The following is a 15,457-nucleotide window of genomic DNA, read 5'->3' as shown; positions in this document are numbered from 1 at the left end:
TGGCTTTTTTATTGCTTACACTTCCTAATTATCCCAGCCTAACTATACTTACGCATCATTAGAAGGAATTTTGCGTTGCTAAATCTAAGAACAGCACTCGAAAAGAAACCTTATATTTTAGCTATTTTTATTGTACTTGTGATTGTACTTTGGATGCTTTCTGGCATGACTGAGTCACCGGAAGTCGATGATGAAAATAATCACCAAGTTACAAATTCAGACCGAATTGCCAAAGTACAGGTGGTGCGGTTAACCGCACAAAATATAAATAAAAACCTTACTTTTTATGGTAAATCAGAGCCAGATAAAACCGCCAATATTAGTGCCAGACAAGCAGGCCAAGTAACTGAAATTTTGGTTGAAGAGGGGCAGTTTGTAAAACAAAATGAGATTATCTTACGGCTTGATAAATCAGATTTAAAAGCTCAAATAACCTCGGCCAAAGCGCTGGTTGCTCAATATGAAACTGAATATGAAGGCGCATTAAAACTGAATCAGCAAGGGCTGCAAAATAAAGTACAAACGATGCGTGCTCAAGCATTATTGCAACAAGCTAAAGCGGCGCTTGCGAGTTTAGAGCTGATGTATCAGCGCACAGATATTCGAGCGGCATTTGATGGTGTGATCAACAAACGCTTAGTACAAATCGGTGATTATGTTGGCATTGGTGACCCAATTCTGCAATTGGTTGACCTAGACCCTCTGATAGTGAGAGCCGATGCGACACAAAAAGAAATTCAAGGTTTACAGGTTGGTCAAGCCACGTTTGCCCATGTTCTTAATGATAAAACCTACCCAGGAAAAATTCGTTACATCGCCTCCGTCGCAGATGAAAGCACAAATACATTCAGAGTGGAGGCTGCATTTGCGAACCCAGGTATGCACTACAAAGCCGGGTTTTCGACACAATTAAATATCGAGTTACCCGCAGAACCTGCCATGCTTTTAAGCCCTGCTTTTATGGCATTGGATGAGCAAGGCAATATCGGGGTAAAAATAGTCAATGATGATAATAGGGTAGAATTTAAATCGGTAAATTTAGCAAAAACTACCGAAGAAGGTGTGTGGTTGTGGGGCCTAGGTGAGCAAGCAAATGTGATAACTTTAGGGCAGGGCTTTGTCAGAGCAGGAGATAAAGTTGAGCCTGTATTTGCTGAGGTAGCGAGCAAGTAAGTATGAAAAACTTAATTGAGGCGTCGTTAACTCATACCCGCACGGTATTATCTATTTTTATTCTATTGTTGATATCGGGATGGGTGACTTATCAAACCATTCCTAAAGAAGCCAATCCAGATGTCACCATTCCTTTTATATATGTTTCGATTATTCATGATGGCATTTCGCCAGAAGATGCCGAGCGCCTGCTTGTAAGGCCTATGGAGATAGAGCTTCGCTCAATCGAAGGGGTTAAAGAGATGACAGCCGTGGCAAGCGAAGGCCATGCTTCGGTCACACTTGAGTTTCTTGCCGGTATGGACCCTAAAGAAGCGTTGGCAGATGTACGCGATAAAGTGAGTTTGGCAAAAGCGAAGTTACCCTCTGAATCAGAAGAGCCAGAAGTACATGAAATACTGATGGAAGATCAGCAACCAACCATTACTTTAACGTTGTCAGGTAATTCGCCAGAGCGAGGGTTACTCACATTAGCGCGAAACCTTAAAGATGAGCTTGAAAGTATTTCTAGTGTCCTTGAGGTCGATGTCGGTGGTGACCGAGAAGACATGGTTGAAATTGAAGTTGACCCATTAGCCATGATTTCATATGGGCTAGAACCAAGCGATATCATTCAACTGCTGTCGAATAATAACCGTTTGGTCGCAGCAGGAACCCTCGATACAGGCAAAGGTCGTTTTGCGGTAAAAATACCGTCGGTTTTCGAAACGATTCAAGATGTAATGGAGCAACCTGTCAAAGTCGTGGGTGACCGCGTTGTGCGCTTTATGGATGTCGCAAAAATTCGCAGAGCCTATAAAGATCCAACCTCAATAGCGCGGATTAATGGTCAACAGGCTGTTTCGTTAGAAGTTAAAAAGCGTGCAGGTGAAAATATTATTGATACCGTTGAGCAGGTTAAACATGTGGTTAATGAAGCTCAAAAGCGTTGGCCTGAGCATGTTCGTGTGGACTACACCGGTGATATGTCGAAAGACGTTAAAATGATGCTGTCAGATTTGCAAAACAACGTGCTTTCGGCCGTTTTGCTGGTGGTGATTGTTATTGTGGCTGTACTAGGTGCTCGTACCGCTTTTTTAGTTGGCATTGCTATCCCCGGTTCATTCCTCACCGGGATTTTGGTTATCTCCATGTTTGGCTTAACGGTAAATATTGTGGTGCTATTTGCACTTATTATGGCCGTGGGGATGCTGGTTGATGGTGCGATTGTGGTTAGTGAGTTTGCTGATCGGGAAATGAGTGAAGGAAAACCTCGCAAAATAGCCTACCGTCATGCAGCCGAGCGAATGGCTTGGCCTATTATCGCGTCAACAGCCACAACCTTAGCTGCATTTGCGCCATTGATTTTCTGGCCGGGAATGATGGGCGAGTTTATGAAATACTTACCAATTACATTAATTGCTACGTTATCGGCATCACTGTTAATGGCCCTTGTATTTGTTCCTACTATTGGCGGCTTAATTGGTAAAACGAGGCCATTATCTGCACAGCAAAAACTTGACTTGGCACTGGCTGAATCGGGCGATTTAACGCAAATAAAAGGGTTGCTTGGGCGTTATATCCGAATGCTTGACTTTGCTACGCAGCGACCGTGGTGGAGCTTAACTGCTGCGATTATATTCTCTGTTTTGGTGTTTTTTACTTTTGCCGTATCAAAATTAGGGGTTGAGTTTTTCCCCGATGTTGAACCTAATGGCGTCAATATTAAGGTGCGTTCGTACAGCGATTTATCTATTTATGAAAAAGATGTGATCATGAAAGAGATAGAATCAAGGATCTTAGAAGTCCCAGGTATAAAAACCTTGTATGCAAGGACTGGGGGCAAAGATCAGGTGGGGACGTTCAGAATGAATCTTAAAGAGTGGGATGAACGACCGCCAGCCGAGAATATTATTAGCCAAGTAACGGAAATAACAGCCGGTTTCGCAGGTGTTGAAATTGAACTACGCAAGGATGAAAACGGGCCCGGTGGCGGCAAAGCACTGAGTATTGAGCTAAGTTCAAAGTTTGTAGACGTATTAAATAGCGAGGCAAAAAGAGTACGGCAAGCGATTGAAGATGACGGGGCGTTTCGTAATGTAGACGATACAGCGTCTAAGCCGGGGATTGAGTGGCAGCTTAAGCTCAATCGCTCAGATGCAGCGCGTTTTGGTGCCGATGCAAGTATGTTAGGTGCGAATGTGCAGCTTATTACAAATGGTTTGAAGCTCGGCGAGTACCGACCAGATGATGTCGATGATGAAATTGATATTCGAGTTCGTTTTCCTCACGATAAACGAGATTTAGGCCGCTTAGAAACGTTACGTGTTAAAACCATACACGGACAAGTGCCGATTAGTCATTTTGTTGAGCGCCAAGCCGCTCCTAAAGTTGATACAATTCGCCGTGTTGATTCACAGCGTGTAGTTACCGTTAATGCCGACATGAAGCCAGGTGAGCAGCTTGCCAAAGCGCTGCCACGCTTACAGGCGCAATTAGAAGAGCAAGGTCTCGACCCGCGAGTAAAAATTAAAGTGCGGGGTGAAACTGAAGATCAAGATGAGTCAGAGCTTTTTCTTGAGCAAGCATTTGTAGTTGCTTTGTTCGTGATGGGGATTATTTTAGTTACTCAGTTCAATAGTTTCTATCAGGCATTTTTAATTTTAAGTGCCGTGTTATTCTCAACTGTTGGTGTATTTCTAGGTTTAATTGTACTTCAACAGCCCTTTGGTATTGTTATGTCGGGTATTGGCGTAATTTCACTGGCAGGGATTGTCGTTAATAATAATATTGTGCTGATTGACACTTATAACGTGTTGCGTCAGCAGGGCTTGGCTGCAAAAGATGCAATCCTCAGAACAGGGGCACAGCGTTTACGGCCCGTACTGCTTACTACCGTTACGACAATTCTTGGCTTAATGCCGATGGTGCTACAGGTCAACATTGACTTATTTAATCGCCAAATCGACTTTGGGGCACCTTCTACGCAGTGGTGGGTGCAATTAGCAACGGCCGTAGCGGGCGGGTTAACATTTGCAACAGTTTTAACGCTGGTGTTAACACCCTGCTTGCTTATGCTACGAGATCGCGCGCGCTAGTTAATAGAAAGTGACCCTAGTGTTGGGTCACTTTAATCATTAGTAAGAAAAAGCCTAAAACCACTCCAGATATGATCAAAATATAGACGAACCCTTTTTTGCCTTGCTTAATTGGTACACGATTTTGTTTTAAAAAAAGGTACCACGCTACACAGAGTACAATTGGCAACAAAAATAATATACGAAACATTTCCTAGCCTTTTTCAGTATTTACATACACTTTAAGCATAAGTATGCAATTTTTAAAGTTATATTTTCAATTTTACAAGGTTCCAATTGAACGATTTTTTGGTACAGTTAGGCAACTAATAATAGAGCTTGTGCTTTAATTTTAGCTTAAACTTAGGCTTGTTAACAAAAACGGTCTATACCTAAAAAGTGGACATTTGTATAATTAACCGTTCACAGAAAAAGTTATTAGTATATAATGTATCCAAGAGTGAGACGGGCAAAATTTCGCTCTAAATTTATTAACTTGAATCATCTAGTAGGAGATGTATTTTATGATGGGTAAAACAGTTTCTTCTGAAGAAAACTCAAAATTAACAAAGTGGTTAAAAACTAAACGCCATGAGAAAGGCCATACAATGCGCAGCCTAGCACAGGTTTTAGGTACGCCGCATTCGTTCATTGGTAAAATTGAAAACCAAGAACGTCGTTTAGATGTAATCGAATTTATGCGCTATTGTGATGCGCTAGAAGTGGACCCATACGAAGGTCTTAACTTACTTAAAGAAGCTTAATTATTCATTACACGCAGGCAGCCCTTAGCGTGCGTGGTAATGAAAATAGTGCATGGATGCACTATTTAAGACCCCTCTAAATACAGGTTACATTTAATCACATACGTTCTTATTTTGTTAATTGCTCTTATGATAGTTGCTTTCTAATGCATAAAGTTTGTGGCGTATTAAGAATAAAAATACCAGCGACGGAATAACCATAACGGCAGTAAGCACAAAAAACAGTGCCCAATTCCCTGATAACCAGTCATCAATCACCACACCACTGTAGCTTGAGAGTAGAGTTCGGCCTAAATTTCCTAATGAGGCAAGCAAGGCGTAGTGCGTTGCACTGAAGGCTCGGTCACAGAGCATTGATATAAACGCCACCATGGCAACGAGTGACCAAGCTTGTGTAAAGCCATCAACAATAATAGCAAACGCGTATAGGCTTAATTTAGGGCCTGCCACGGCAATCCACGCAAAGGCTAGGTTAGAAGCAGCCATTGCAATACCACTGATAAATAAGCCTTTTACAATGCCGTAGCGCTGATTGAATAGACTACCCACGAAAGTAAAAGCGATGGTAAGAAAAGCGGTACCCACTTTTGAGAAGGTAGCGATGTCGCTATTGCTAAAACCAATCTCTTTGTAAAACACGATAGACATGCGCCCTAAAAATGCTTCCCCTATTTTAAATAAGAAGATAAACGCTAGTAGCGCGAGCGCGGTTTTTACCCCGTTGCGTGCAAAGAAGGTTCTAAATGGATCAAAAACGGTTACCGCTAACCATGCAAGTACTTTGGCAAATCGCGTTTGCTGTCCCCCAGCGAGTTTTTGCTGGTAGGTGTGCTCAAGTTCAGCTTGGACAACTTCACGGTTTGATTCAGGCTCTTTTGCCCAAAACACACTGCTCATTAATAGCAGCATGACAACGGATAAGAAAAAATAAACTTGGGGCCAGTCAATGGATGGAATATCTGCCATATAAAAGGGCAGGGCACCTAACAGTGCGTAGCCACTCCACCAACCTGATGTCGCCATAGCGGCGGCTGCGGTCGCTTTATGGCTTTCATTTTCGCTTAACGTATCAATACGAAACGCATCAATGGCTATATCTTGAGTGGCAGAGGCAATGGCGATAACTAAACACAGTGCAGCAGCAAACCAAAGGTTCGCTTTGATATCTAGTCCTGCCAGTGAAAAGGTGCCTATAAAAATCACTGACTGACAAAGCAAAATCCAGCTGCGACGCTGGCCAAGCCATTTAAATAATACTGGCAACTTTACGCGGTCGACCAACGGAGACCATAAAAAGTTAATACTGTATGCACCAAACACAATGCCAAATAAGCCAATCATGCTGCGGCTTAACCCTTCATCTTTCAGCCATGCTGACATCACCGAGCCAATCAGTACCCAAGGAAAGCCACTGCTAATGCCGAAGATAAAAATATTGATCAGACGTTTGTCTTTGAAGTACGAAAAGTACTCTGAGATTGAAAGGGTTTTTGTCATAGTGTTGCCGTGTTTGTGGGGGCGCCAAGCCCCCTAATTATTATTGATTAGCTTCGAGTACTTTTACATTTAAAATAACGACAGGGGTTTTAGGCACAAAGCTGTAACCTATTTTTTCATTGAATGCAGTTTCAACACGCATGATTTTGTCTAAGGTCTCATAACCATCCATAACCATACCAAACACAGCAAATCCCCAATCACGGCCCGGATTCAAGTGATCGTTGTCATCCATGTTAAAGAAGAATTGACGTGTACCTGAGTGCGGTTTACGGTCTTGATAGGCCATGGCGATACTGTACATGTCATTTTTTAGACCGTTACCGCTCTCGTTGAAGATAGGGTCGTTCTCGTGCAGACCGTCGTAGTCTTTATCGTAACCCCCCCCTTGAATTACAAAGTCGCGTTCATTATCTTCATCACGTTCAACGCGATGAAACACGCTTCCTTGATAGCTGCCGTCGGCCACATAAGTTAAGAAGTTATTGACCGTTATAGGGGCGCGAGAGCGATCCATTTCAACAACAATACTTCCCAACGTGGTCACTATTTCGACCCGTGGAAACATGTTGTCTTTTTGAATAAATTTACCTTCAGTTGCCGCGAATGAACTGTGAGCAAATAATAAAATAAAACTAAGTAATAAAATGCGCTTCATAGTTAACCTTCTAAATAGGCGATTAATTCTGGGTCAGATACAATGCGGGTAATTAATTGTTCAGTCAACTTATTCAGCTGACTCTCAATTTTGGCTCGGTCATGGCTTAGAGGGCCTTCAAGGTTCGCATTGCCATGGTAGACTTTACTGAAGCTACTGTCGTTTCTGATAACTCGCACACCAAACTCGATGCTTGCGGCGCTGGTGTGAGTCATCATTTTTTCAGTGACCACTGCTTGTAATTTATGGATATCAATTTCGAAACGCGTGGTGGCAAGATTAGAAATACTGACACCATTGCGGCTCAACGCGCTATCAAGTGCACTTTTAACAGAATCGGTAATCCCCGGACTTGCAAGCGTTTTGGTTTTATCTGATTCGATAATTTTTAACGTCACATTGTCACCACGTAAATCAATGACACTGGTGCTCACATTACTATTAATTTGAGTGATTTTACCGCTTTGATATACGGGGTTTAAAATTAACTGATTTGGTTGATTGCTGCACGCAGCCAGCAAAAGCACCGCACATAAAGGAAGTATTTTTCTCATTTATATTGCTCCATTAATTATTTTTAATCGCACTAAGCACGACAAACTTTTTATTAGAACCTAATAACTTACAGTTGCCGAACATACGCTTTAATTTTTCATGATAGTCTAAATGACGATTACCAATTATTCTTAACTCGCCGCCAGGTTTAAGCGTCTGTTTAGCTTGTTTAAACATCTGCCAAGCAATGTGGTCTGTGACAGCTTGCGCCTGATGAAAAGGTGGGTTGCATAACACCAGGTCAACACTATTCGCTGCAAAATCGGTTAAGCAGTCGTTTTGCACAAACTCACAGTGTGCTAATTGTTCGGGTAAATTAGTTTCAACATTGAGTCGTGCTGACTCAACCGCCATATACGATTCATCAACAAACGTAAGCTGTGCTTTAGGGCAACGTTTTAAAGCCATTAAACCCACCACACCATTGCCACAACCTAAATCGATGATACTGCGCGCTTTACTGGTTTGTGGTAAATAGTTAAAGAAAAAGCGGGCGCCGATATCTAATGAATCGCGCGAGAAAACATTTGCGTGATTTTGAATTTCAAATTCGCTGCCCTCCAGTGGCCAGCTAACCGGAAATGCAGCGTGTTTATCTAATCCACTTGTTTTACTTATGACTAAGCGTGATTTTTTTACGGCTAAGCTGGTTGTTGTTTCACCGATAAACTGGCTAAACGCTTTTATTGTCGAGTTATGAATCTCTTTAGTTTTTCCCGCGGCTATTACATCAATACCAGCAGGTAATGCTGCACTAATCGCTGCTAATTGATGTTGCAAATAGCCTAAATTTCGTGGCACTTTTAAGATCACTAAATCAACGTGGTTTGGTAAACTCTCAAGTGAGTTTAAGCGCGTTAACGAATCCGCTTTTAACTCATTGGCGTTTAAATTATAAAGGGTGGCCTGATGGGCAATATACGAATCATTAACTGAATAAACGGTTAACTGGTTAAATGCACATGCCAATGCCCCAAAGCTGTCATTGAGAATAAGGACAGAATTTGCGTGTGAATGGTGTTCATGTACATAATCAATTAGGTACTCATCAGCAGAGTCCCAGGCCTGGAGGCTACGATTTTTTTGATCTAAAGGAAAACGTTCAAGGGTATAGGTGCTATCACCGAGCTGTGCTTGGGTGGTCATCATGTTTTTACGATAAGTATTTAAGTATAGGTAAATTCTAACATGCAACAGCCAAACGCCAACCCTAATCATCTACCAAATGGCTTTTCTTATCAGGCCCAAGCTCTTAGTGCCCAAAAAAGTCTCGACTTATTTTATTACTTAGAGCAAAACCTACATTGGCAACAGCCCGAAATTACGGTGTATGGCAAACGTCATGTTATCCCACGCTTGCAGTGTTTTATTGCTGATGAAAACGTTAATTACGCTTACTCAGGATCAAAATTGATTGTTGAACCTTGGCCTGATGTGCTGGATGCCATGCGAAAACGTTTAACGGCGCAGTTACAGATACCTTTTAATGCTTTATTGGTTAATTTGTATCGAGATGGCCACGACTGTATGGGGTGGCACAGTGATGATGAACCCGAACTTGGCAAGCAACCGACGATTGCGTCTATTTCGCTGGGGGCTGAGCGTGTGTTCAAAATAAAACATAAACACACCAATGAGCAACAGAGTATCGTGCTACAAAGTGGCAGTTGCTTAGTAATGAATGGCACAAGCCAACGGGATTATCTGCATAGTTTACCTAAGCAGCAAAAGCTTAAGCACCCTCGAATTAACCTGACCTTTAGATCAATAATGTAAAATCATTGGAAAAATGAACCATCCCCTTGATATAGTAACGCTCAATTATTTTGCTAAAAGGTTTATGACAGATGTCAATGCAACAACAAATTGAGCAAAAGCTCGCCGCGGGTATTCAGTGCAAGCACCTGAATGTTGTTAATGAAAGTCATATGCATAGTCGCGGCACTGATTCACATTTTAAAGTGATTGTAGTGAGTGAAGAGTTCGCAGGTAAGCGCTTACTAGCCCGTCATCGTCAAATAAATGAGTTACTAAAAGATGAGCTTGCTAATCATATTCATGCTTTAGCGATACACACGTTTACGCCTGATGAATTTGCACAACATCAAGGGCAAGCGCCTGAATCACCTGCGTGTATGGGCGGTTCTAAGTTTGATTAATTGGATGGTGTGATCAGTTATATATTTTATATGACTGATCAGACCTGTATTTTTACTATTAGCCTTTAAACTAGCGCTAATTTTTATTGTGATAGATATAGGATGATCAATGGTCATTAAGCCTAAAATTCGTGGATTTATCTGCACTAACGCGCATCCAGTAGGGTGTGCTGAGCACGTACAAGAACAAATTAATTATGTGAAAGCGCAAGGACCACTAAGCAATGCACCTAAAAATGTATTAGTCATTGGTGCGTCAACAGGTTACGGCCTAGCATCACGTATTACGGCTGCATTTGGTGGCGGCGCAAACACCTTAGGTATCTTCTTTGAAAAAGAAGGGGCAGAACGTAAAACAGGGTCTGCTGGCTGGTACAACACCGCTGCATTTCAAGCCGCTGCGGAAGAAGCTGGTCTGTGGTCTAAAAACATCAATGGCGATGCGTTTTCAAATGAAATCAAGCAAAAAGCAATTGAGACTATCAAAGCAGACTTAGGTAAAGTTGATTTAGTTATCTACAGCTTAGCGTCACCACGTCGTACAGACCCAAATACGGGTGAGACATATTCGTCTACATTAAAGCCAATCGGTTCAGATATCACGACTAAAAACTTAAATACGTCTAAGCGTGTGATTGATGAAGTAACGGTTGAAGCGGCAAGCCAAGAAGACATCGACAATACAATTAAAGTAATGGGCGGTGAAGATTGGGAAATGTGGATTGATGCATTAAAAGAAGCCGATGTACTTGCTGATAACTTCAAAACAACAGCGTATACCTATATTGGTAAAGAGTTAACGTGGCCAATTTACGGTCATGCGACAATTGGTAAAGCAAAAGAAGACCTTGACCGTGCAACGCAAGCGATTAAAGAGTCAACAAAAGACTTAAATGGCGAAGCGTATGTGTCTTCTTTAAATGCTGTGGTAACGCAGGCAAGCTCGGCAATTCCAATTATGCCACTTTATATCTCTGCATTATTTAAAGTAATGAAAGCAGACGGTACGTACGAAGGCACCATTGAGCAAATTCATGCGCTATTTACTGAAAACCTTTACGGCGACACGCCTCGTTTTGATGAAGGTGGTCATTTATTCCAAAACTACAAAGAGTTGGAAGACGATGTGCAAGCACGTATACAACATGTTTGGGATACCGTTGATACAGAAACGATTGACGAATTAACCGATTACGTGGGTTACCATAATGAGTTTTTACGTTTATTCGGTTTTGGTATCGACAGCGTTGATTACGAGCAAGATGTGAATCCTGTTGTTGAAATTTCTCAGTTGATCGATTAATCGATAAAAAACGTTAAATTTATAAAAGTCGCTTTTTTAAGCGACTTTTTTGTTTTTTCTCTAAAATAAAACGGCATCAATAGCACTTTGGTCTATATTGAATTTTATTCAAATGGATTTTGTAGTCTAAATAATCACATCAGTCGTATAAATTTAATATTTGCTCTCGCATAGTCACCCTGATTGATGTTAAAATTCGGGCAATATATGTGAGGAGTTTACTGCGTTGCTTGTTTGGGGTGTTAAACAAGCTGTTCTTAGATACTAAGATACTAAGAATTTGACTTGAGCATATCAAAGAGCGACGTAGTTGGTACGATTTTTCAGTTTCTTTCCGTTAATGTAATGCAAGTGCGTATGATCAACATAAAAAAAGGTCTGGATTTACCGATAGAGGGCGCACCTCAGCAAGTTATTCATGATGGCTCTGCCGTCAAACGTGTAGCTGTGCTAGGTGAAGAATATATTGGTATGCGTCCAACCATGCATGTCCGCGTGGATGACCAAGTCAAAAAAGGCCAGGTACTTTTTGAAGACAAAAAGAACCCAGGCGTATTATTTACTGCACCAGCTTCTGGGGTAGTTAAAGAAATTAATCGTGGTGCTAAACGTGTGCTGCAATCTGTTGTTATTGAAGTTAATGGCAGTGAGCAAATCACCTTTGACTCTTTCAAGGCCGACGAGCTTTCGAGCTTAGACCGTGAAAAAGTGAAAGAAGTACTTGTTCAGTCAGGCCAATGGACAGCACTTCGTGCTCGCCCATTCAGCAGAATAGCTGCGTTGGATGCAAATCCTAGCTCTATTTTTGTAACGGCTATCGACACTAACCCGTTAGCTGCAGATCCTGCAGTTATTATTGCTGAGAATTCTGCAGCATTTGAAGCGGGTTTAGCGGTGGTATCTCGTTTAACTGACGGCAAAGTATTTGTTTGTAAACACGCTGGTAGCCAAGTGCCTAGTTCATCAATCCCTCAAGTAGAAGTACATGAGTTTGGTGGCAAACACCCGGCAGGCCTAGTGGGTACACACATTCATCACTTAGACCCAGTTTCTGCTAGCAAGCAGGTTTGGCACTTAGGTTACCAAGACGTTATTGCCTTTGGTAATTTATTCCTAACAGGTGAAATATTCACAGATCGTGTTGTTTCGCTTGCAGGTCCTCGTGTTAAAAACCCACGCTTAGTGAAAACTCAGTTAGGTGCTTCTTTAGATGATTTAGTCGCTGGTGAATTAGAAGACGGTGATAACCGTGTTATTTCTGGTTCTGTTTTATCAGGTTCTATTTCACAAGGTCCACATGCGTTCTTAGGTCGTTACCATGTTCAAGTATCTGTATTACTTGAAGGTCGCGAAAAAGAATTGTTTGGTTGGATTGCGCCAGGTTCTGACAAGTTCTCAGTAACACGTACCTTCTTATCTCACCTAACGCCAAGCCGTCTATTCAACATGACGACTTCGACAGGTGGTTCTAAGCGTGCCATGGTTCCAATTGGTAGCTATGAGCGTGTTATGCCTTTAGACATCTTACCTACATTATTGCTACGTGACTTAATCGCACGTGACCTTGATAGTGCTATAACGTTAGGTGCTCTAGAGCTTGATGAAGAAGATTTAGCGTTATGTACCTTCGTTTGTCCAGGTAAATACGAGTACGGTTCAATCCTACGCGATTGCTTGACTACGATCGAGAAGGAAGGCTAGAGAGATGGGTTTAAAGAAATTTCTAGAAGATATTGAGCCGCATTTTGAACCGGGTGGTAAACACGAAAAATGGTATGCGCTTTACGAAGCTGCAGCGACTATTTTTTACACGCCTGGTTACGTAAATAAAGGCAAAACACACGTTCGCGATAACATCGACCTAAAACGTATGATGATTTTAGTGTGGATGGCGACGTTCCCTGCTATGTTCTTTGGTATGTTCAACATCGGTCATCAGGCCGCAGGTGCGCTTGCACAAGGTTTTGAACTAGCAAACTCGTGGCAAGTTGGTCTGTTCCAATTGTTTGGCGGTGAATTATCTGCTGAATCAGGTTGGGGCGCGAAAATGTTTTACGGTGCCTGCTTCTTCCTACCAATCTACGCGACAACATTTATTGTCGGTGGTTTCTGGGAAGTATTATTTGCTTCAGTGCGTAAGCACGAAGTAAATGAAGGTTTCTTCGTAACGTCTGTATTATTTGCACTAATCCTGCCTGCAACGATTCCTTTATGGCAAGTTGCGCTAGGTATTACGTTTGGTGTTGTAATCGCTAAAGAGATCTTTGGTGGTACAGGTCGTAACTTCCTAAACCCTGCGCTTGCTGGTCGTGCGTTCTTATTCTTCGCATACCCTGCACAAATTTCAGGTGACACAGTATGGACAGCAGTAGATTCATTCTCTGGTGCAACTATGCTAGGTCAGGCAGTTGTTGGCTCACTTGATTACAGCAACATGGAACTATGGTGGAATGCATTCTACGGTTTCATTCAAGGTTCTGTTGGTGAAACATCAACACTTGCACTATTAATCGGTGGTTTATTCCTGATTTATGTGCGTATCGCGTCATGGCGTATCGTGTTAGGTGTTTTCCTAGGTATGGTTGCAACGTCATTCTTACTAAACACGGTTGGTTCTGAAACGAACGCTGTATTTGCTATGCCTTGGCACTGGCACTTAGTATTGGGTGGTTTTGCATTTGGTATGTTCTTCATGGCAACAGACCCAGTATCTGCATCATTCACAGACAAAGGTAAGTTCGCTTACGGTGCGTTAATCGGCTTTATGGTTGTAATGATCCGTGTTGTTAACCCGGCATTCCCAGAAGGTATGATGCTAGCAATCTTATTTGCTAACTTATTTGCGCCATTATTCGATCACTTTGTAGTGCAAGCTAATATCAAGCGGAGGTTGGCACGTAATGTCTAGTAATAACGAATCAATCGGCAAAACGCTAACCGTTGTTGTTGCACTATGTTTAGTGTGTGCAATCATCGTATCGTTTGCTTCAGTTCAGCTTCGTCCTTTACAGCAAGCTAACAAAACACAAGATATTCAGCGTAATATCTTAGCGGCTGCAGACATTGAAGTTTCGGGTACTGTTTCAGATACCTTCAACTCAAAAATTGAAGCACGCGTAGTAGATATGAGCACAGGTGAGTTTGTTGAAGGTGTTGATCCTAACTCATTTGATTTCGAGAAATCTAAATTCGACCAAGCGCGTAGCTTTGCGTTGAAAGCAGAAGGAATTAAAGACATCGCGGGTATCCAGCGTATGACGAAAAATTCACCTGTTTATATCTCGAAAAAAGCAGATGGTTCTACAGATGCAATCATTCTTCCTATCCAAGGTTACGGCCTTTGGGGTGTAATGTATGGCTTCTTAGCGCTTGAGAGCGATGGTGAAACTGTTAAGAACATCAATTTCTTCAAGCACAATGAAACGCCTGGTCTTGGTGGTGAGATTCAAAACCCACAATGGACTGCTAAATGGCAAGGTAAAGAGTTACCAATCAATATCATGAAGAGCGGTGCGAGCAATGAACATCAAATCGATGGTCTTTCAGGTGCAACGTTAACGTCAAACGGTGTTGATCATACAGTTGACTTCTGGACTGGCGAGCATGGCTTTGGTCCATTCCTTGCGAAAGTACGTGAAGGAGCGTTGAAATAATGGCTGATACTAAAGAAATGAAGTCGGTCCTATTTGGCCCGGTATTCGCAAATAACCCAATCGCACTTCAAGTACTTGGTATTTGTTCTGCGCTAGCGGTTACATCAAGCTTAAAAAATGCACTAATCATGTCAATCGCATTGACACTTGTAACTGCGTTTTCTAGCTTCTTTATCTCATGTATTCGTAACCAGATCCCATCATCTGTACGTATCATCGTGCAAATGACGATCATTGCGTCACTGGTAATCGTTGTTGACCAAGTTTTACAGGCATTCTCTTACGCAACTGCAAAAGAGCTATCTGTATTCGTTGGTCTAATCATTACTAACTGTATCGTAATGGGTCGTGCGGAAGCATACGCAATGAAATCACCACCACTGATGTCTTTCTTAGACGGTATCGGTAATGGTTTAGGCTACTCAGTCGTGCTATTGACGGTTGGTTTCATCCGTGAGTTATTCGGTAAAGGTTCACTATTCGGTGTTGATATTATCCCACTTGTACAAAATGGTGGCTGGTATCAACCAATGGGTCTATTGATTTTACCACCGAGTGCATTCTTCATTATTGGTTTATTCATTTGGGTACTTCGTACCGTTAAGAAAGACCAAGTAGAAGCAAAAGCGTAAGGGGCGA

General features: G+C 42.0%; 14 protein-coding genes. 10 read left to right on the top strand and 4 right to left on the bottom strand.

Features of this window, described 5'->3' with window-relative positions; translation table 11 throughout:
• Positions 1-75: 75 nt before the first annotated feature.
• The 3 genes from IT970_RS11870 to IT970_RS11860 all read left to right on the top strand — a co-directional run bounded on the left by IT970_RS11870 (position 76) and on the right by IT970_RS11860 (position 4,993).
• Positions 76-1,173 (top strand): efflux RND transporter periplasmic adaptor subunit, encoded by a 1,098-nt coding sequence (locus IT970_RS11870; RefSeq protein WP_036966455.1) that lies wholly within the window; start codon positions 76-78, stop codon positions 1,171-1,173.
• A gap of 2 nt (positions 1,174-1,175) precedes the next feature.
• The gene (locus tag IT970_RS11865) at positions 1,176-4,250 is read left to right on the top strand and encodes an efflux RND transporter permease subunit (protein WP_065978657.1); all 3,075 of its coding nucleotides are present in this window, start codon (positions 1,176-1,178) and stop codon (positions 4,248-4,250) included.
• Between the two features lie 503 nt (positions 4,251-4,753).
• On the top strand, positions 4,754-4,993 hold the full coding sequence (locus IT970_RS11860; protein WP_036966461.1) for a helix-turn-helix domain-containing protein: 240 nt from the start codon (positions 4,754-4,756) through the stop codon (positions 4,991-4,993).
• Positions 4,994-5,110: 117 nt separating this feature from the next.
• On the opposite strand, the gene IT970_RS11855 is transcribed toward IT970_RS11860, so the two are convergent.
• From IT970_RS11855 to IT970_RS11840, 4 genes are read right to left on the bottom strand one after another with little or no spacing between them, the layout of a single operon-like run.
• Positions 5,111-6,490 carry an AmpG family muropeptide MFS transporter gene (locus tag IT970_RS11855; protein WP_036966464.1) on the bottom strand — a complete coding sequence of 460 codons (1,380 nt, stop codon included), beginning with the start codon at positions 6,488-6,490 and terminating at the stop codon, positions 5,111-5,113.
• Positions 6,491-6,530: 40 nt separating this feature from the next.
• Positions 6,531-7,148, bottom strand: coding sequence for a peptidylprolyl isomerase (locus IT970_RS11850; protein WP_036966468.1), 618 nt, complete (start codon positions 7,146-7,148; stop codon positions 6,531-6,533).
• A gap of 2 nt (positions 7,149-7,150) precedes the next feature.
• Positions 7,151-7,702 carry a YajG family lipoprotein gene (locus IT970_RS11845; protein ID WP_036966471.1) on the bottom strand — a complete coding sequence of 184 codons (552 nt, stop codon included), beginning with the start codon at positions 7,700-7,702 and terminating at the stop codon, positions 7,151-7,153.
• 13 nt (positions 7,703-7,715) lie between these two features.
• Positions 7,716-8,849 carry a methyltransferase gene (locus IT970_RS11840; protein ID WP_074989066.1) on the bottom strand — a complete coding sequence of 378 codons (1,134 nt, stop codon included), beginning with the start codon at positions 8,847-8,849 and terminating at the stop codon, positions 7,716-7,718.
• 42 nt (positions 8,850-8,891) lie between these two features.
• Between IT970_RS11840 and IT970_RS11835 the strand changes: the two genes are divergently transcribed.
• From IT970_RS11835 to IT970_RS11805, 7 genes are all read left to right on the top strand, one after another.
• Complete coding sequence (locus tag IT970_RS11835; protein WP_036966474.1) at positions 8,892-9,479, top strand: alpha-ketoglutarate-dependent dioxygenase AlkB family protein; 588 nt, start codon at positions 8,892-8,894, stop codon at positions 9,477-9,479.
• A 71-nt stretch (positions 9,480-9,550) separates the two neighbouring features.
• Positions 9,551-9,862, top strand: coding sequence for a BolA family protein (locus IT970_RS11830; protein WP_074989043.1), 312 nt, complete (start codon positions 9,551-9,553; stop codon positions 9,860-9,862).
• Positions 9,863-9,971: 109 nt separating this feature from the next.
• Entirely contained in the window at positions 9,972-11,165 is a 1,194-nt protein-coding gene (gene fabV, locus IT970_RS11825) for an enoyl-ACP reductase FabV (RefSeq protein WP_075594432.1), read from the top strand.
• Positions 11,166-11,522: 357 nt separating this feature from the next.
• The gene (locus tag IT970_RS11820; RefSeq protein ID WP_036969071.1) at positions 11,523-12,866 is read left to right on the top strand and encodes a Na(+)-translocating NADH-quinone reductase subunit A; all 1,344 of its coding nucleotides are present in this window, start codon (positions 11,523-11,525) and stop codon (positions 12,864-12,866) included.
• A gap of 4 nt (positions 12,867-12,870) precedes the next feature.
• Positions 12,871-14,073 carry an NADH:ubiquinone reductase (Na(+)-transporting) subunit B gene (locus IT970_RS11815; protein WP_036966483.1) on the top strand — a complete coding sequence of 401 codons (1,203 nt, stop codon included), beginning with the start codon at positions 12,871-12,873 and terminating at the stop codon, positions 14,071-14,073.
• On the top strand, positions 14,066-14,818 hold the full coding sequence (locus tag IT970_RS11810) for a Na(+)-translocating NADH-quinone reductase subunit C (protein ID WP_036966485.1): 753 nt from the start codon (positions 14,066-14,068) through the stop codon (positions 14,816-14,818). The genes IT970_RS11815 and IT970_RS11810 overlap by 8 nt, the downstream gene beginning before the upstream one ends.
• The gene (locus tag IT970_RS11805; RefSeq protein WP_036966488.1) at positions 14,818-15,450 is read left to right on the top strand and encodes an NADH:ubiquinone reductase (Na(+)-transporting) subunit D; all 633 of its coding nucleotides are present in this window, start codon (positions 14,818-14,820) and stop codon (positions 15,448-15,450) included. Before IT970_RS11810 ends, IT970_RS11805 begins: the two co-directional genes overlap by 1 nt.
• The last annotated feature ends 7 nt before the right edge of the window (positions 15,451-15,457 follow it).

Origin of the sequence: Pseudoalteromonas sp. A41-2 (assembly GCF_015767615.1) — a bacterium.
Classification (GTDB): domain Bacteria; phylum Pseudomonadota; class Gammaproteobacteria; order Enterobacterales; family Alteromonadaceae; genus Pseudoalteromonas; species Pseudoalteromonas lipolytica.
This window is presented reverse-complemented; position numbering and strand designations above follow the sequence as displayed.